Annotated in this window: 18 protein-coding genes and 2 tRNA genes; 14 read left to right on the forward strand and 6 right to left on the reverse strand. The window is 64.0% G+C overall.

Translation table 11 applies throughout. From position 1 onward, the window contains the following. Positions 1–58 precede the first annotated feature (58 nt). Genes AC2A04_RS01240 through AC2A04_RS01255 form a run of 4 tightly spaced genes read left to right on the forward strand, consistent with a single transcriptional unit; the run spans position 59 to position 4413 of the window. On the forward strand, positions 59–1342 hold the full coding sequence (locus tag AC2A04_RS01240; RefSeq protein WP_484210494.1) for a thiamine pyrophosphate-dependent enzyme: 1284 nt from the start codon (positions 59–61) through the stop codon (positions 1340–1342). Continuing rightward, positions 1339–2394: an alpha-ketoacid dehydrogenase subunit beta gene (locus AC2A04_RS01245; RefSeq protein WP_484210495.1), complete on the forward strand. Its 1056-nt coding sequence runs from the start codon at positions 1339–1341 to the stop codon at positions 2392–2394. The genes AC2A04_RS01240 and AC2A04_RS01245 overlap by 4 nt, the downstream gene beginning before the upstream one ends. A gap of 4 nt (positions 2395–2398) precedes the next feature. Then, positions 2399–3814: a dihydrolipoamide acetyltransferase family protein gene (locus tag AC2A04_RS01250; protein WP_484210496.1), complete on the forward strand. Its 1416-nt coding sequence runs from the start codon at positions 2399–2401 to the stop codon at positions 3812–3814. Between the two features lie 26 nt (positions 3815–3840). Further along, positions 3841–4413, forward strand: coding sequence for a YdeI/OmpD-associated family protein (locus tag AC2A04_RS01255; RefSeq protein ID WP_484210497.1), 573 nt, complete (start codon positions 3841–3843; stop codon positions 4411–4413). A gap of 4 nt (positions 4414–4417) precedes the next feature. Here the strand turns inward: AC2A04_RS01255 and AC2A04_RS01260 are convergent, their stop codons facing one another. Next, entirely contained in the window at positions 4418–4888 is a 471-nt protein-coding gene (locus AC2A04_RS01260) for a hypothetical protein (protein WP_484210498.1), read from the reverse strand. Positions 4889–5058: 170 nt separating this feature from the next. Here AC2A04_RS01260 and AC2A04_RS01265 point away from each other — a divergent pair. Both AC2A04_RS01265 and AC2A04_RS01270 read left to right on the forward strand, forming a co-directional pair. Then, positions 5059–5135 (forward strand) — tRNA-Asp (locus AC2A04_RS01265). A gap of 128 nt (positions 5136–5263) precedes the next feature. After that, positions 5264–5340 (forward strand) — tRNA-Asp (locus tag AC2A04_RS01270). A gap of 57 nt (positions 5341–5397) precedes the next feature. On the opposite strand, the gene AC2A04_RS01275 is transcribed toward AC2A04_RS01270, so the two are convergent. From AC2A04_RS01275 to AC2A04_RS01290, 4 genes are all read right to left on the reverse strand, one after another. Further along, entirely contained in the window at positions 5398–5616 is a 219-nt protein-coding gene (locus tag AC2A04_RS01275) for a DUF2842 domain-containing protein (protein WP_484210499.1), read from the reverse strand. Continuing rightward, the gene (locus AC2A04_RS01280) at positions 5613–6215 is read right to left on the reverse strand and encodes a 5-formyltetrahydrofolate cyclo-ligase (protein ID WP_484210500.1); all 603 of its coding nucleotides are present in this window, start codon (positions 6213–6215) and stop codon (positions 5613–5615) included. Before AC2A04_RS01280 ends, AC2A04_RS01275 begins: the two co-directional genes overlap by 4 nt. 206 nt (positions 6216–6421) lie before the next feature. Then, entirely contained in the window at positions 6422–6784 is a 363-nt protein-coding gene (locus tag AC2A04_RS01285) for a cell division protein ZapA (RefSeq protein ID WP_484210501.1), read from the reverse strand. After that, positions 6781–6987, reverse strand: a complete 207-nt coding sequence (locus AC2A04_RS01290) for a hypothetical protein (protein ID WP_484210502.1) — start codon at positions 6985–6987, stop codon at positions 6781–6783. The genes AC2A04_RS01285 and AC2A04_RS01290 overlap by 4 nt, the downstream gene beginning before the upstream one ends. 211 nt (positions 6988–7198) lie before the next feature. Here AC2A04_RS01290 and tkt point away from each other — a divergent pair, with 211 nt between their 5' ends. From tkt to AC2A04_RS01315, 5 genes are all read left to right on the forward strand, one after another. Further along, on the forward strand, positions 7199–9166 hold the full coding sequence (gene tkt, locus AC2A04_RS01295) for a transketolase (protein WP_484210503.1): 1968 nt from the start codon (positions 7199–7201) through the stop codon (positions 9164–9166). Positions 9167–9186: 20 nt separating this feature from the next. Continuing rightward, positions 9187–10194, forward strand: a complete 1008-nt coding sequence (gene gap / locus AC2A04_RS01300; RefSeq protein WP_484210504.1) for a type I glyceraldehyde-3-phosphate dehydrogenase — start codon at positions 9187–9189, stop codon at positions 10192–10194. Positions 10195–10209: 15 nt separating this feature from the next. After that, complete coding sequence (locus AC2A04_RS01305) at positions 10210–10677, forward strand: MOSC domain-containing protein (protein ID WP_484210505.1); 468 nt, start codon at positions 10210–10212, stop codon at positions 10675–10677. Further along, a complete protein-coding gene (locus AC2A04_RS01310; protein WP_484210506.1) occupies positions 10674–11861 on the forward strand; it encodes a phosphoglycerate kinase in 1188 nt (395 codons plus the stop codon). The genes AC2A04_RS01305 and AC2A04_RS01310 overlap by 4 nt, the downstream gene beginning before the upstream one ends. A gap of 174 nt (positions 11862–12035) precedes the next feature. Then, on the forward strand, positions 12036–12941 hold the full coding sequence (locus AC2A04_RS01315) for a fructose bisphosphate aldolase (RefSeq protein ID WP_484210507.1): 906 nt from the start codon (positions 12036–12038) through the stop codon (positions 12939–12941). 83 nt (positions 12942–13024) lie between these two features. On the opposite strand, the gene AC2A04_RS01320 is transcribed toward AC2A04_RS01315, so the two are convergent. Continuing rightward, positions 13025–13393: a hypothetical protein gene (locus AC2A04_RS01320; protein ID WP_484210508.1), complete on the reverse strand. Its 369-nt coding sequence runs from the start codon at positions 13391–13393 to the stop codon at positions 13025–13027. A gap of 109 nt (positions 13394–13502) precedes the next feature. Between AC2A04_RS01320 and thiE the strand changes: the two genes are divergently transcribed. From thiE to AC2A04_RS01335, 3 genes are all read left to right on the forward strand, one after another. Then, positions 13503–14141, forward strand: a complete 639-nt coding sequence (thiE, locus tag AC2A04_RS01325; protein WP_484210509.1) for a thiamine phosphate synthase — start codon at positions 13503–13505, stop codon at positions 14139–14141. A 64-nt stretch (positions 14142–14205) separates the two neighbouring features. Then, positions 14206–15339, forward strand: coding sequence for a L,D-transpeptidase family protein (locus tag AC2A04_RS01330; RefSeq protein ID WP_484210510.1), 1134 nt, complete (start codon positions 14206–14208; stop codon positions 15337–15339). A gap of 64 nt (positions 15340–15403) precedes the next feature. Beyond that, on the forward strand, positions 15404–17353 hold the full coding sequence (locus AC2A04_RS01335; RefSeq protein WP_484210511.1) for an OPT family oligopeptide transporter: 1950 nt from the start codon (positions 15404–15406) through the stop codon (positions 17351–17353). Positions 17354–17356: the final 3 nt, after the last annotated feature.

Genomic DNA, 17356 nt, shown 5'->3' on the forward strand with positions numbered 1-17356 from the left:
TCGGATCGAAACCGAGGCGGGCGGCGCGGGAGAGTCATCAGATGCAGGCGTTCACATCATGAGCGGCAAATCGCGCGGTAACCTGCCGCCCTTGTCGCTCCACGTCCCCGAGCCGAAATTCCGGCCGGGCGACGTCGTCGATTATTCGCATATTCCGATTCCCCCGGCAGGTGCTCAGGCCCGCCCGGACGAACAGTGCACTGCGTCCGACACGCACCCGTTGTGCCTCGATCTGGTGCGCGTGCTGGGAGACGATCACCGCGCCGTGGGCCCCTGGGACCCGAAGCTCGATGCCGAGACCCTGCGCCGCATGCTGCGCACGATGGCGTTGACCCGCGCGTTCGATGACCGGATGTATCGCGGCCAGCGCCAGGGCAAGACCAGCTTCTACATGAAGTGCACCGGCGAGGAGGCGACATCGGTCGCCCCCGCGATGGCACTTGCCGACGATGACATGGTCTTCCCCAGCTATCGCCAGCAGGGCATCCTGATCTCGCGTGGCTACCCGCTGGTCGATATGATCAACCAGATCTACTCGAACCGCGCAGACAAGCTGAAGGGGCGCCAGCTACCGATCATGTATTCGGCGCGCGACTATGGCTTCTTCACGATCTCGGGCAATCTTGCAACGCAATACCCGCAGGCCGTGGGCTGGGCGATGGCGAGTGCGATCAAGGGTGATACGCGCATTGCCGCCACCTGGATCGGCGAGGGCTCCACTGCCGAAGGTGATTTCCACTCGGCCATGACCTTCGCGGCGGTCTACAACGCGCCAGTCATCTTCAACGTCGTCAACAACCAATGGGCGATCTCGAGCTTTTCCGGGTTCGCCGGGGCCGAGCGCGCAACGTTTGCCGCTCGTGCCATCGGTTATGGCATCGCCGGTATCCGCGTCGATGGCAACGATCCGCTCGCGGTCTATGCCGCCACCGAGTGGGCCGCGAACCGCGCCCGCTCCAACGCCGGGCCAACGTTGATCGAGCACTTTACCTACCGCGCCGAGGGGCACTCAACCTCGGACGACCCTGCGCAGTATCGCTCGGCGCAGGAGCGCGATGAGTGGCCGCTCGGCGATCCGATCATGCGCCTGAAACGCCACCTTGTTGCGCTGGGCGAGTGGTCGGACGAGCAGCACGAGGCGATGGACCGCGACTTGGTCGACCAGGTCAAGGTCGCGACCAAGGAAGCCGAGAAAAACGGCATCCTCGGCCACGGCCTGCACCACCCGTTCCACACCATGTTCGAGGACGTGTTCGAGGAACTGCCCTGGAACCTCAAGGAACAGAGCGAACAGGCGATCCGCGAGCGCCGGATCAAGTGGCCAGAGTGGAAAGAAGCATGACCTACGAAGAATCTCCGGTCAGCCTTGCCGAGGCTCCGACCCGCCGCCTCAACATGATCGAAGCGATCAACGACGCGCTCGACATCATGATGGAACGCGACCCCAGCGTGGTGGTGATGGGGGAGGACGTCGGCTATTTCGGCGGCGTCTTCCGCGCCACCGCCGGGCTGCAGAAGAAGCACGGCAAGACCCGCGTGTTCGATACGCCGATCAGCGAATGCGGCATCATCGGCGTTGCTGTCGGCATGGGCGCCTATGGTCTGAGGCCCGTGCCCGAGATCCAGTTCGCCGACTATATCTATCCCGGCCTCGACCAGCTCGTTTCGGAAGCCGCGCGCCTGCGATACCGCTCTGCCGGTGAGTTCATCGCGCCGATGACCGTGCGCTCGCCCTTCGGCGGAGGCATTTTCGGTGGCCAGACTCACAGCCAGAGCCCCGAGGCGATGTTCACGCACGTCGCCGGACTAAAGACCGTCGTGCCGAGCAACCCGCACGATGCCAAGGGCCTGCTGATCGCTGCGATCGAAGACAACGACCCGGTGATCTTCTTCGAGCCCAAGCGCATCTACAACGGCCCGTTCAACGGCTACTACGACAAGCCCGTCGAACCCTGGGCGCGCCATGCCGACAGCGTGGTGCCCGAGGGCTACTATTCGATACCGCTGGGCAAGGCGCGCATCGTCCGTCCGGGGCAGGCCTTCACCGTCCTCGCCTACGGCACGATGGTCCACGTCGCCGCCGCGGTCTGCGCCGACAAGGGCGTCGACGCCGAGATCATCGACCTGCGCACGCTCGTTCCGCTGGACATCGAGACTGTGGAGAAGTCGGTGGAAAAGACCGGCAAATGCCTGATCGTCCACGAAGCCACGCGGACGTCCGGCTTCGGTGCCGAACTCTCCGCACTGGTGCAGGAGCGCTGCTTCTATCACCTCGAAGCCCCGATCGAGCGCGTGACCGGTTTCGACACGCCTTACCCGCATAGCCTCGAATGGGCCTATTTCCCCGGCCCGGTCCGCATCGGCGAGGCCATCGACCGTCTGATGAAAGCCTGAAGCCATGGGAACCTACACATTTCGCCTGCCCGATATCGGCGAAGGCATTGCCGAGGCAGAGATCGTCGCCTGGCACGTCAAGATCGGTGACCGCATCGAGGAAGACGACCGCGTTGCGGACATGATGACCGACAAGGCGACGGTCGAGATGGAAAGCCCCGTCTCGGGCACTGTGGTGCAGGTCGCGGGCGAGGTGGGCGACGTCATCGCCATCGGTTCGGCGCTCGTGGTGATCGAGACCGAAGGGGCAGGGGAGGCAGAGGTGCCTGCTCCCAGGGCCGAGGCGGTGACCCAGCGCATTGACGCGGAGACGCCCGACGCAGGCGACGTAGCCAATATCGAGGTCCGCGCGGGTTCTTCGACAAGCTCGACTCGAACCGATTTTGCCGACAGAACTGAGCCCGTGCAGCCTGATGAACTTTCGGCTGAAAACATCATCACTGAGGCATCGAAAGCCGCTCCGCTCCCCGCATTCGTTCGTGCTGAGCCAGTCGAAGCACGCGCGCCCACGCCAGCCCCAGCGCCAAGACCTGCTCAGCAGTCTGGCGCCAAAGTCCTTGCCAGCCCTGCCGTGCGCCAGCGTGCGCACGATCTCGGCATTGACCTATCCGAGGTTCGCCCTTCCGAGGAAGGCCGCATTCGCCATGCAGATCTCGACCAGTTCCTCGCCTACAACGCGACCGGCGGCTATCGCGCAGCGGGCACCGAGCGCGGTGACGAGACGATCAAGGTTATCGGCATGCGCCGCCGCATTGCCGAGAACATGGCCGCGTCCAAGCGCCACATCCCGCACTTCTCCTATGTCGAAGAGTGTGACGTAACCGCGCTCGAAACCATGCGAGAACAGCTCAATGCCAGCCGCGGAGACAAGCCCAAGCTGACGCTGCTCCCGCTGCTGATCACCGCGATCTGCCGCGCGCTGCCGCAGTTTCCCATGATCAACGCCCGCTACGACGACGAAGCGGGCGTCGTCACACGTTACGGCGCAGTGCATCTGGGCATGGCGGCGCAGACGCCGGCCGGGCTGATGGTTCCGGTGATCCGCAACGCGCAAGGCCTAAATCTGTGGCAACTGGCGCGCGAGATCGTTCGCCTTGCCGAGGCTGCCCGCAGCGGTTCGGCCAAATCCGAGGAGCTGTCGGGATCGACGCTGACGATCACCTCGCTCGGGCCGCTGGGCGGCGTTGCCACGACACCGGTCATCAATCGGCCGGAAGTTGCCATCATCGGCCCGAACCGCATCGTCGAACGCCCGATGTTCGTGTCCGACGGCATGGGTGGCGAGCGTATCGAGAAGCGCAAGCTCATGAACATCTCCATCAGCTGCGATCATCGCGTTGTTGACGGACACGATGCGGCGAGCTTTGTTCAGGCGATCAGGAAGCTGATCGAGACGCCGGTGCTGCTTCTGGCGGACTGAACGGCCCTGCAGGCACGGAGACCTGTATGCCCAAGCGCGATTCCCGCATCGATGACCATATCGCGAAGGCCGGAGCGTTTGCGCGTCCGATCCTCGAGCACTTCCGCGCAACGATGCATCGCGTCGTGCCCGAGTGCGAAGAGGCGATCAAATGGGGCATGCCGCACTTCACGCTGGCGGGGCGTAATCTGGCCGGCATGGCGGCGTTCAAGAAGCACGTTTCGATCTTCTTCCATCACGAGGAGGACCGGGGCGGGTCGGGCAAGTTCCGTCAGATCGCGTCACTGGATGACTTGCCATCTGCCGATGAATTGGAGGCGACCATCCGGGCTGCAGTGGACCGCCTCTCCCATCGGGCGACACCGAAGCAGAAGGCTCCTCCCAAGCCCGTTCCCGAGATGCCACAGGCCTTTGCCGTAGCGCTGGCTGCATCAGGCCATCAGGAGCGGTTCGAAGCCATGCCGCCCGGATATCGACGCAAATACATCGAGTGGATTGCCGAAGCGAAGACCGACGCTACCCGGGACAAGCGCATCGCGCAGTCGGTCGAATGGATTGGCGAGGGCAAGCATCGCAACTGGAAGTACCAGAAATGCTGAGGGGTCAGCGCACAACGCCGCGATAGGTGAGCTGGCCGCTCCCGCGCTGGGCAAGGGGGCCAGGCACGCGCCAGCGCAGATGCGTAACGTCCTCGGGCGTCGCATTGCGAACGCCTCCGTCCGGATCCCGTACAGTCAGGTCCTCCATCCGTCCCCAGTTGCGTCCGCCATCGACCGAGACTTCCTCGGCCCCGTCTACGCTGCGCTGGAATGCGACCGAGCGCGGCATCGGGTTGGTGACGGTGAATTCGGAACGGGGTTGCGCGGTCCAGTTGACCACGAAGATTACCCGGTCGCCGGGGCGGAGCTGATCGGCACGTTCGAGAATGCGGCTGGTCCGGCCACCAGGCGCCGCGACGAAGCGTTCGACGAAGACGTCGCTGGCAAAACGCACCGCGTCGGCAGCCTGCGCTGCCATCGGTGCGCAGAGCGCGCCAACGCTTCCCGCGCCCAGAACGATCGAACGTGCTATCATTTGTGTAAGCCCCCGCACGCCGAATTCGCGTGCGCCAGCCTTGTCGCAAACAAGCGCTAAAGCGTGGTTAACGGCGCTAAACCATGTTTTTTGCAGAGGCGCGAATTTGCTGCACGAACAGCGTTGACAGCCCCGCGCACCTGTCATAGAGGCGGCGCTCCCAAGGGTGAGCGGGTGTAGCTCAGTTGGTTAGAGTATCGGCCTGTCACGCCGAGGGTCGCGGGTTCAAGTCCCGTCACTCGCGCCATTGGGAAGATGAAAAGGGCGCCTCCGGGCGCCTTTTTCTTTGTCTGCGCGACACCGGAAAAAATCCCTGCGGACCCATGTTGACAGTCCGGCGGACCTGCCATAGAGGCGCGGCTCCCCAAGGGGCGAGCGGGTGTAGCTCAGTTGGTTAGAGTATCGGCCTGTCACGCCGAGGGTCGCGGGTTCAAGTCCCGTCACTCGCGCCACCTTGGGGAATTTTCCCTGAATTTCAGATATTTGCGGTGGTCACTTCAGTGACTGCCTCAGCCCCAGCGGCCGGTTTCCATCCAGATCAGGAAGCGCCGCAGCGGCAGCAGCCAGATCGTGCCGAGCACGACATAGGCGAGCGTCTGCACCAGCACGTGCCAGCCACCGATCACGCCCGATAGCGAGGCCACGCCGAACGCATATATCGCCAGCGCGATCATCAGGAAGATAATGCCCACGGGCTTGCGCCAGGTCGGTTGGTAGTCCTGCTTCACGCTTGCGTCTCCCACGGCCCGTAGATTCGCGTCGGCGTTACCACGGCATGGAGTGGGCAGTCATGTGGCTCGCGGGGCAGGTCGACTGCCAGTTGACAATCCCAAGCAAGGCCGATGGGCAGCACGGCAGGGTGCGCCTCGAGCCAGCGGTCGTAGTGTCCGCCTCCCTGGCCAAGCCGACCGCCTTCGGCACTGAAACCGACCAGCGGCACGAAGAGAATGTCCGGGACAAGTTCGGCGGCATCGCCGGAAGGTTGCATCACCCCTTTCCATGGACCCGGCACCAGCAGGTCATCGACCCACGGCGAGGTCCATTCACGAAAGGCCATGGGCGCCTCGCGATCGGCAAACCATGGGAGCGCAACCTTGTGACCCGCCTCATGGAAATACTGCGCATAAGCGGCGGCGGGCGCTTCATCCGGGGTCGCCACGTAGACAGCTACCGTCGCGCCTTCCGGCACCAGGGCGAGTACCGGCGATGGCGGGCGCCTGAACATCAGAGCCCGGATGCGTGGATCGAGCGCGGCGACATGGGCCTTGCGCACGGCGCGCAAGGTTTTGCGCAGCCCGGCCTTGGTCTCGGCGGGGGTCAGGTCCAAGCAAACCTCCTGATGCGATCGGGAAGGGGGGAGGGTGACGGGCCCACCATGGGTCGTTAGCTCGGAAAATCCTCCGACGCCTCGACGTCAGGTGGGGACCGCTTGCCCAGGACCAGGGTCCCGGACAGGGGCAGCCCCCTTGGATTGCTTATAGCCTCAGGGATATTCATGCGGCTCGTGCCGGGCAGATCCCGTCACGTCCCTATCTAGGCGTTGACGGCCCCTTGCTCAAGGGCTGCCCCAAGTTTTTCAAGCCGCTCGGCCAGCGTATGGATGCGCGCGATCACGGCTTCGTCGATTGCGGGTGCTGCCGCCACCGGGGACGGCGCTTCTTCCGCAATCGCAGGCTGAGCGACATCGGGCGCAGGTGCGCCGCGATGCGCATCGTGCAGTTCGTCGGCCAGCATCAGCGCGGAAAACAGCAGCATGCGCGTCTCGCTCTGCATGCCGTTCATGCGGCGCGTGCGCTCTTCGACCATGCGGCCGAGCATCTCGATGTGGGCTTCCTCGCCATCGGCGCAAGATACGGCGAATGTGCGGCCCCCAATGGGCAGGTTGACGTTGCTCACTTGGGCAGCCCCGCGAGCAGCAGGTCGAGTTGCGCCAGTTCCTGCGCAACCGTGTCCTTGAGCTTGCGATGGCGCACCTTCAGGATCGCCAGTTCCTGACCATTCTCCTCGACGCTGCCGCTCCGCTGCGAGATCGCCGTTTCGACACGCGTCAGCGCGTGCTCGAGCCGATCCAGTGCACCATTCAATTCATCTGTCGCCATGGCGCGAACGCTACCACATTGGTGTCTTATCGCAACCGCAAGGCGGCCGATCGCGCAAGACAGCGCTGACAATTGCGTGCGGTCCCCTTCGGACCGCGCGCCAGCCTTGACCCACGGGCCTCGCGTGACCAAAGAGGCCGCGCTCCGAATCATCGGGAATCGTGCCGTCGGCCGTTTTTCGACCGCACGACAGGGAAGGGCTTTTTCAAGCATGACACGCGACTCCACCGCGCTGGCGCCCATGGCCAACGCGATCCGTGCGCTCGCCATGGACGCAGTCCAGGCCGCCAATTCGGGCCACCCCGGTATGCCGATGGGCATGGCCGATGTTGCCACGGTCCTGTGGACGCAGTTCCTCAAGCATGATCCTTCCGCCCCGAACTGGTCCGACCGCGATCGCTTCGTGCTTTCGGCAGGGCACGGCTCGATGCTGATCTACGCGCTCCTGCATCTCACGGGCTATGAAAGCCCGACGATGGAGGACATCCGCAAGTTCCGCCAGCTCGACAGCGTCTGCGCTGGGCACCCCGAGAATTTCCTGATCGACGGCGTGGAATGCACCACCGGTCCGCTCGGCCAGGGCCTCGCCATGGCGGTCGGCATGGCCATGGCAGAACGCCATCTCAATGCGCAGTTCGGCAATGATCTGGTCGATCACAAGACCTGGGTCGTTGCAGGTGACGGCTGCCTGATGGAAGGCATCAATCACGAGGCGATCGGCCTTGCCGGCACGCTCAAGCTCGGCCGCCTCAACGTCCTGTGGGACGATAACAAGATCACCATCGACGGTGATACCTCGCTGTCGACCAGCGAAGACATCCTGGCACGCTACACCGCCAGTGGCTGGCACGTCGCATCGTGCGACGGGCATGACTTTGCCGACATCGCCCGCGCGCTGGCCGAGGCCGCCGCCGATCCGCGTCCGTCGCTGGTCGCCTGCCGCACCGTCATCGGCAAGGGCGCGCCCAACAAGCAGGGTGGCCACAGCGTCCATGGCGCGCCACTGGGTGCTGACGAAATCGCCGCCGCGCGCGAATATCTTGGCTGGACGTCCGCTCCGTTCGAAATTCCCGCTGACATCCTCGCCAACTGGCGCGCAGCGGGCGAAGCCGGCAAGTCGGACCGCACCGCCTGGGAGGCGCGCGCTGCTGCCAACCCGCAGGCTGCCGAACTGGCGCGCCGCATGGCTGGCGAACTTCCTGCCGACACCGGTTTCGACGCCTATATCCAGTCGCTGATCGCCACTCCGCCCAAGGTCGCGACGCGCAAGGCGAGCGAGATGGCGCTCGGTGCGTTCACCGCGGCGATCCCCGAACTCGTGGGCGGCTCGGCCGATCTCACCGGCTCGAACCTCACCAAGACAAAGTCGACCGCACCATTCACCGCCGACGACTACACCGGCCGTCACGTCTATTACGGCATCCGCGAATTCGGCATGGCCGCCGCGATGAACGGCATGGCGCTCCACGGTGGCGTGGTGCCCTATGGCGGCACGTTCCTGATCTTCTCGGACTATTGCCGCAACGCCATCCGCATGTCGGCGCTGCAGCACGTGCGCGCGATCTACGTCCTGACGCACGATTCGATCGGGCTTGGCGAAGACGGCCCCACCCATCAGCCGGTCGAGCAGGTCATGTCGTTGCGCATGATTCCGAACCTGCTGGTGTTCCGCCCCGCCGACGCGATCGAAACAGCCGAAGCCTGGGCTCTGGCCCTCGCCAACAAGGACCGTCCCTCGGCGCTTGCGCTCACCCGCCAAAACCTGCCGCCAGTCCGCTTCGACGCCGAGATGAAGAGCGCGAAGGGCGCCTACCGCCTCGTCACAGCATCGGCGGCGCGCAAGGTCGTGCTGGTCGCTACCGGATCGGAAGTCGAACTGGCGATGAAGGTTGCCGCCGCGCTCGAGGACAAGGGCATCGGTGCAGACGTCGTCTCGGCGCCGTGCCTCGAACTGTTCGACGAACAGGACGCCGCCTACAAGGCCGACCTTCTCCCCGCCGGTACGCTCAAGGTCTCGATCGAGGCCGGCGTCACGTTCGGTTGGCAGAAGTACGTCGGTGATGGCCTGACCATCGGCATCGATACTTTCGGCGCATCGGCCCCGGCCGAAGTGCTGTTCGACCACTTTGGCCTGACGGCTGAAAAGATTGTCCCGCAAGTTCTCGCGCGGGTTTCGTAATTCAACAGGAGTAATCTGACATGGCGATCAAGGTTGCGATCAACGGTTTCGGACGCATCGGCCGCAATGTGGCCCGCGCCATTCTCGAACGGCCCGATTGCGGCCTCGAGCTCGTCTCGATCAACGACTTGGCCGATGCCAAGGCAAATGCCCTGCTGTTCAAGCGTGACAGCGTCCATGGCGCGTTCTCGGGCGATGTCTCGGTCGATGGCAATGACCTGATCGTCAACGGCCAGCGCATCCAGGTGACCGCCGAGCGCGATCCCGCCAACCTGCCGCATGCCGCCAACGGCATCGACATCGCACTGGAATGCACCGGCTTCTTCACGAACCGCGATGGTGGCCAGAAGCACATCGACGCCGGCGCAAAGCGCGTCCTGATCTCGGCTCCTGCCAAGAACGTCGACCTGACTGTCGTCTTCGGCGTGAACGACGACAAGCTGACTGCCGATCACAAGATCGTCTCGAACGCTTCGTGCACCACCAACTGTCTCGCGCCGATGGCCAAGGTCCTGCACGAAGCCATCGGAATCGAGCGTGGCCTGATGACCACGATCCACTCGTACACCAACGATCAGAAGATCCTCGACCAGATCCACAGCGATCCGCGCCGCGCACGCGCTGCTGCGATGAACATGATCCCGACCAGCACCGGCGCCGCCGTAGCCGTGGGCGAGGTTCTGCCCGACCTCAAGGGCAAGCTCGATGGTTCGTCGATTCGCGTCCCGACGCCGAACGTCTCGGTCGTCGACCTGACTTTCACGCCCAAGCGCGACACCACGCTTGAGGAAGTCAACGGCGTGCTAAAGGCTGCCGCTGAGGGCGCGCTCAAGGGCGTGCTCGGCTACACCGACGAACCGCTGGTTTCGATCGACTTCAATCACGATTCACACTCGTCGACGATCGACAGTCTCGAAACCGCCGTGCTCGAAGGCAAGCTCGTGCGCGTCCTTTCGTGGTACGACAACGAATGGGGCTTCTCCAACCGCATGCTCGACACTGCGGGTGCAATGGCGAAGTTCCTCTAAGGACAACGCGGCACAATGGGGCGTCTCGGCGGAATTGCACGACACAACCGGTCGCGCGGGCCGATCGAGACGCTCGACCACGTATCGGTCACACGCGAGCAGGGAGTTCGCGGTGACCTGCGCGGCGCGATCCGCCCCGGCAAGACCGGGCGTCGCCAGATTTCGCTGATCGAGGCGGAAAGCTGGGGCAAGGCGCTGGCCGAACTTGGTCTTTCCGCAGACCGCATGCTCCCTTGGCACGAACGCCGCGCCAACCTGCTGGTCGAAGGCCTACGCCTCCCGCGCGAGGCGGGCAAGGTCATTGCCATCGGCCAGTCGCTGCGCATCGAAGTTACCTGTGAGTGCGATCCGTGCAGCCGCATGGACGAAATCCTGCCCGGTCTCAAAGCCGTGTTGCTGCCTGACTGGCGCGGCGGCGTGCTTGGCCGGGTCCTGTCTGATGGCGAGATTGCCGTCGGCGACGAAGTGAGGATCGAGGAATGAGCTTCAAGACACTGGATGATCTCGGTGACCTGACCGGCAAGACCGTTCTCGTCCGCGAAGACCTTAACGTGCCGATGGCCGATGGGGTCGTCACCGACGACACGCGGTTGCGCGCGACGGTTGCCACGCTTTGCGAACTGGCTGACAAGGGCGCGAAGGTTCTTGTTCTCGCCCACTTCGGTCGGCCCAAGGGCCAGCCCTCCGACGAGTTTTCGCTCAAGAAGCTGGCCGCACCGCTTTCGGGCGTGCTTGGTCGTCCGGTGAGCTATATCGACTGGGACGGCGACAAGGCCTCGGTCGAAGTGCTTGCTCCCGGCAGCATCGCCGTGCTGGAGAACACCCGTTTCTTCGGCGGCGAGGAAAAGAACGATCCTGCCGTGATCGAGCGCTTCGCCAGCCTCGGCGACATCTACGTCAACGATGCGTTCTCCGCGGCGCACCGCGCCCACGCCTCGACCGAGGGCTTGGCCCACGTCCTGCCCGCTTATGCGGGTCGCGCGATGGAAGCTGAACTCAAGGCACTTGAAAAGGCGCTCGGCAAGCCTGAGCATCCGGTCGCAGCGGTTGTCGGCGGGGCCAAGGTTTCGACGAAGCTTGACGTTCTCAAACACCTTGTCGGCAAGGTCGATCATCTGATCATCGGCGGCGGCATGGCCAACACCTTCCTTGCTGCGCGCGGCGTCAATGTCGGCAAATCGCTGTGCGAACATGACCTGACCGGTACCGCCGAGGAAATCCTCGACAATGCCGACAAGGCGGGTTGCACCGTGCACCTGCCTTACGACGTCGTCGTCTCGAAGGAATTCGCCGCCAACCCGCCCAGCTTGCGCACCTGCAACGTGCACGAAGTTGCTGACGACGAGATGATTCTCGATGTCGGGCCGACCGCGGTCGAGGCTCTGGGTGATGTGCTCAAGACCTGCCGCACGCTCGTGTGGAACGGGCCGATGGGGGCGTTCGAGACCGAGCCGTTCGATACTGCGACTGTCGCCCTGGCCAGAACGGCCGCTGCGCTGACCAAGGAGGGATCGCTCGTTTCGGTTGCAGGCGGCGGCGATACCGTAGCCGCGCTCAATCACGCGGGCGTCGCTGCCGACTTCTCCTACGTCTCGACCGCCGGGGGCGCCTTCCTTGAATGGATGGAAGGCAAGGAACTTCCCGGCGTCGCTGCACTGCAGGGATAATTTTTTCGGGCGCGTGTTGCACTGCGGCACGCGCCCTATTATGGCGTGAACTCGCATAGGTATGCGCCCTCATGTTGACGCCCCTTGAATCCCATGGGCGTCTTTTTAAGGCGCATTTGCGCATAGGTATGCGGAACCGGAATTCCGGGCTCCAGGCAAGAACAGGACCGGCTGATGAACACGACCGAAATGACCGCCAAGATGGCCACCGGCAACGGCTTCATCGCCGCGCTCGACCAGTCGGGAGGTTCGACTCCGAAGGCCTTGGCAGGTTACGGCGTGACCGAAGATGCCTGGTCGACCGAAGAGGAAATGTTCGGCCTTATCCATGACATGCGCGCGCGGATCATCCGCTCGGATGTGTTCCATGGCGACAAGGTGATCGGCGCGATCCTGTTCGAACGCACGATGGATGGCACTGTCGATGGCAAAGGCGTGCCTGCTGCGCTGATCGAAAAGGGCGTCGTGCCCTTCATCAAGATCGACAAGGGCCTCGAGGATGAAGCGAACGGCGTGCAGCTGATGAAGCCGATGCCCACGCTCGACGAGCTCCTGACCCGCTCGAAGGCGCTTGGCGTGTACGGCACCAAGGAGCGTTCGGTCATCAACTCGGCCAACCGCGAAGGCATTGCCGCCGTGGTGGCGCAGCAGTTCGAAGTGGGCAAGCAGGTCCTCGGCCACGGCATGATGCCGATCATCGAGCCTGAAGTGAACATCAAGTCAGCGACCCGCGCGGATTGCGACACGATCCTGTGCGAGGAAATACTCAAGGCGCTCGATACATTGCCCGAAGGCGTGCAGGTCATGCTCAAGCTTTCGCTGCCGGTCGTGCCCTGCACGTTCGATCCGCTGGTCAATCACCCCAAGGTCCTGCGCGTCGTCGCGCTTTCGGGGGGATACAAGCGCCCCGAGGCTTGCGTCGAGCTGGCCAAGAACACCGGCATCATCGCCAGCTTCAGCCGCGCCTTGCTTGAAGACCTGCGCCACCAGATGACCGACGCGGAATTCGATGCGGCGCTGGGCGCAGCGATCGACGAAATCTATGCCGGCTCGACGCAGAAGAGTGCGGTCCCGGCCTGATACCCAGTTTGAGAGGACGGAAAAGGCACGCCCCGCACCCGGCAACAAGCCGGGGCGGGGCGTTTTGATTCAGGCCGTCAGAGTCAGGGCTGCATGCTGAAATGCAGGCGATAGTCTGTGGGCTTCAGGACCGTGTCGGTCATCCGCCCCGGCTCGACCGTGTCGAGCATGATGCCGTCGGTTGCGACCTCACCAAGCGTGTAGTTGCGCAGTTGCGGGCTGTCGCCCTGCCACACTGTCGCTTCGACGGTCACGCGACCGGCCCAGACGCAGCGTGCGTTCATGGGGCAGCGGCTGTCTTCCACCACGCGTTCCGGCCGAAGCCTTACCGCGCCGACGCGTGTCGTCTCGCCAAGCCGGGCAAAGCCATCGGATGCCGGCTGAGGAATGATCGTGCAGGCCGAAAGCAGCAGGGCCGGGACGGTGGCGAAGAGGGTGATCGATCTGGTCATGGTGCCACAATGCGCAAGCTGGCTGAACCGGTCCCGAACCGGGCCGGATGCTGGCAAGAAAACGGAGGGGTGATTGCGGCGAGGCGATTGCCCGGATAAGGCGCATGCCATGACCGATCTTTCCAGCGAACTCTATCTCATCTCCCCGCTCGACGTGACCGGCCCGTTTCCAGACCGGCTTGCCCGCGCGCTTGACGCTGGCCCGGTTGCCGCATTCCAGTTCCGGGTAAAGGGCATCGACGAACACGCCGCAGCAAAGCTTGCCGAGCCGCTGCAGAGTATCTGCGCAAGCCGTGACGTGGCGTTCATCGTCAATGATTCGGTCAGTCTGGCCAAGCGGCTTGGAGCTGATGGCGTGCACCTTGGCCAGGACGATGGCGATGTGGGCGAGGCGCGCGACCGCCTTGGTCGCGATGCCCAGATCGGGGTGACTTGCCACGACAGTCGCCATCTGGCGATGGCCGCAGGAGAGGCAGGGGCGGACTACGTGGCATTCGGCGCGTTCTTCCCGTCCTCGACCAAGGACACAAAGCATGTTGCCAGTGTGGACCTGCTCGAATGGTGGCAGGGCATTTTCGAACTGCCATGCGTTGCCATTGGCGGGATCATGCCGGAAAACTGCGGTCCGTTGGTGCAGGCCGGTGCCGATTTCCTCGCGGTGAGCAATGCCGTCTGGGGTGGTGACGAGGCGGCGGCGATCAAGGCATTTCACGAGGCCATTCGCGCCAACCCGCGCATCGCGGAATAAAGCGCTTTCGGGAACTTGCGGGGGCAGGGCGGCGTTCTGACCGGATAGCCATCCGGGAGTTCAGATGTTCCGCCACGCCACTGCAACCGCGCTCGTTCTCGTCTCCCTTTCGCTGACTGCATGCAATTCCGACAAGCCCGTCCCCAGCCCGAGTGACGTTGCCAGCACGTCTGCAACGGATTCGCTCGCCTCGCGTGACCCGGCGCCGGGCGAGTCGGGCGAAAAGGATGACGTTGCCCGCCCGATGATGCAGGCGCAGGTCGTGCTCGAACGCCTCGGCTTCGCTCCGGGTGTGATCGACAACAAGGAAGGTCTTTCGACAACCAACGCGGTCAAGGGCTTTCAGGAAGCAAATGGCTTGCCGGTAACCGGCACGTTCGATCCGGCGACGATGCAGGCGCTCGGTCGATATTCGAACATCGCGGCCACGCGCCTTGTAACGATCCCTGAAGACTTTGCGCGCGGCCCCTTCGCGCCGCTGCCAAAGGACCCTGCGGCGCAAGCAAACCTGCCGATGCTCGGCTATGCCTCACTCGAGGAAAAGCTGGCAGAGCGGTTCCATACGACACCCGACGTCCTGCGCGCCCTAAATCCGCAGCTTGCCCAGCCTGCACCGCTTCCATCGGATGCTGCCGCTCCGGCAACGCCCGTGCCGGTCAATTATCAGGCGGGCCAGGAAGTTCGCGTCCCCAATGTCGGTGCAGACGCGATCGACGGCGCGATGATCAAGGACAAGGGCTGGCTGGCCACGCTGACCACCCTTGGTGTCGGCACGGCGCAGCCCAAGGTTGCGCGTATCGTGGTGAGCAAGAAGGGCGGAACGCTCAAGGCTTTCGACAAGGCGGACAAGCTTGTCGCGCTGTTCACCGTCACGACCGGTTCGTCGAAGGACCCGCTGCCGCTCGGCGACTGGAAAATCTACGGCACTGATTACAACCCCGAGTTCAGCTATGACCCGAGCCTGTTCTGGGATGTGCCCGACAGCAAGGGCGAACATCTGCTTCCGCCCGGACCCAATGGACCGGTGGGGGTGGCCTGGATCGACCTTTCGAAGGAGCACTACGGCATCCACGGCACGCCCGAACCGCAGACGATCGGACGCGCGCAAAGCCATGGCTGCGTGCGCCTGACCAACTGGGATGTGGCGCGCCTTGCGCAGATGGTGGACAGCTCCACGAAGGTTTCGTTTGTAAGCTGATCGCCCTTCCCACGAAGGCAAGTGCGTGTCAGACAGGCCGCAGGTGTTATCGATTGGAGTGGGCATGGCTGGAACCGCATCACCAAGAGAGCTGACTGTTCGCGGGGTGATCCTCGGCGCCCTGCTGACGGTCGTGTTTACCGCGGCCAATGTCTATCTCGGGCTGCGCATCGGTCTGACCTTTGCCACGTCGATCCCGGCGGCGGTTATTTCGATGGCAGTGCTGCGGGCGTTTTCGGACACCACGATCCAGGAAAACAACATCGTCCAGACGATCGCGAGTTCGGCCGGAACGCTTTCGGCCATCGTTTTCGTCCTGCCGGGCTTGGTCATGGTCGGGTGGTGGGCCGACTTCCCTTATTGGGAGTCGGTTGCCGTCATTGCGGTCGGCGGCGTGCTCGGCGTCATGTATTCGGTGCCCTTGCGCCGGGCGCTGGTGACGGGTTCGGAACTTCCCTATCCTGAGGGCGTTGCGGCGGCCGAAGTGCTGAAAGTCGGCGCGGGCGTCGGCGGTGCCGAGGAAAACCGCAAGGGCCTCGCCGCCGTCACTGCCGGAGGCCTGCTCGCCGCGCTCTATCCACTACTCGCCAAGATGAAGCTGGCGGTCGAGGAAGTTGGCGGAGTGTTCAAGGTCGGCACCGGCGGTTCCATGCTGTTCGGCGGATTGTCGCTCGCGCTGGTCGGTGTCGGACATCTGGTCGGCATCGCGGTTGGTCTCGCCATGCTGGTCGGCATCGTCATCAGCTTCGGCGTGCTTCTGCCGCACTTCACAGCGGGGGGCCCCCCGGTCGGGACCGAACTTGCCGATTTCGTCGGAACGGTGTTCCGCCAGAAAATCCGCTTTGTCGGCGCCGGCACCATCGGCGTGGCCGCAATCTGGACCTTGCTGCGCGTGATCGGTCCGATTGTGCGCGGTATCGCCGGAGCGCTTGCCGCGAACAAGGCGCGCAAGGGGCAGGGCATCGAGAGCCTTGCTTTGACCGAGCGCGATCTGCCCATCGGCATCGTCGGCGGCACGATCCTGCTCGCGATGATTCCGATTGCACTGCTGCTGGCCGATTTTGCGGTGGGAGGGCCGGTCGCTGGTGCATTGGGCATGACGCTGGTCGCCTCGGTGATCTATGTGCTCGTCGCGGGGATCGTGATTGCGTCGGTCTGCGGATATATGGCTGGTCTGATCGGTGCATCCAACAGCCCGATCTCGGGCGTCGGCATCCTGGCGGCGCTCGGCATTTCGCTGCTGCTGCTTGGCCTGTTCGGACAGGGCAACAACGAGGCCGATACCAAGGCGCTGGTCGCCTTCGCGCTGTTCGTGACCGCCATCGTCTTCGGCGTGGCGACGATCTCGAACGACAACCTGCAGGATCTCAAGACCGGGCAGTTGGTCGGCGCGACGCCTTGGCGGCAACAGATCGCGCTGGTGCTGGGTGTGCTGTTCGGCGCGCTGGTGATACCGCCGATCCTCGACCTGCTTAATTCGACCTTCGGCTTCCAGGGCGCGCCAGGTGCTGGAGAGAATGCGCTTTCGGCACCGCAGGCCGCGCTCATCTCGGCCATTGCGCAGGGCGTGCTCGGCGGGAGTCTCGACTGGGACCTTGTCGGCCTCGGCGCTGCAATCGGTGCAGGCGTTGTGCTGGTCGACGAACTGCTCAAACGTTCAGGGCGCGGCTCGCTGCCGCCACTGGCCGTGGGCATGGGCATGTACCTGCCGACGCAAGTAACGATGCTGGTGATCGCGGGCGCCGTTCTCGGCCATCTCTATAACCGCTGGGCCGCGCGGCAGGGGTCGCCCGAATTGGCGGAGCGCATGGGCGTGCTGACCGCAACCGGCCTGATCGTCGGGGACAGCCTGTTCAATATCGCCTACGCGGCGATCGTCGCCATGACGGACAATCCCGATGCACTGGCAGTTGTTGATGGTTTTGCGGCAAGCCTGCCGCTCGGCGTTGCGATCTTTGCCGGGATCATCGCCTACGCCTATTGGCGCATGCGGCGAGATGGACAATCAGCCTGAGGG

Source organism: Novosphingobium sp. HNCC26DJ243, assembly GCF_057180545.1.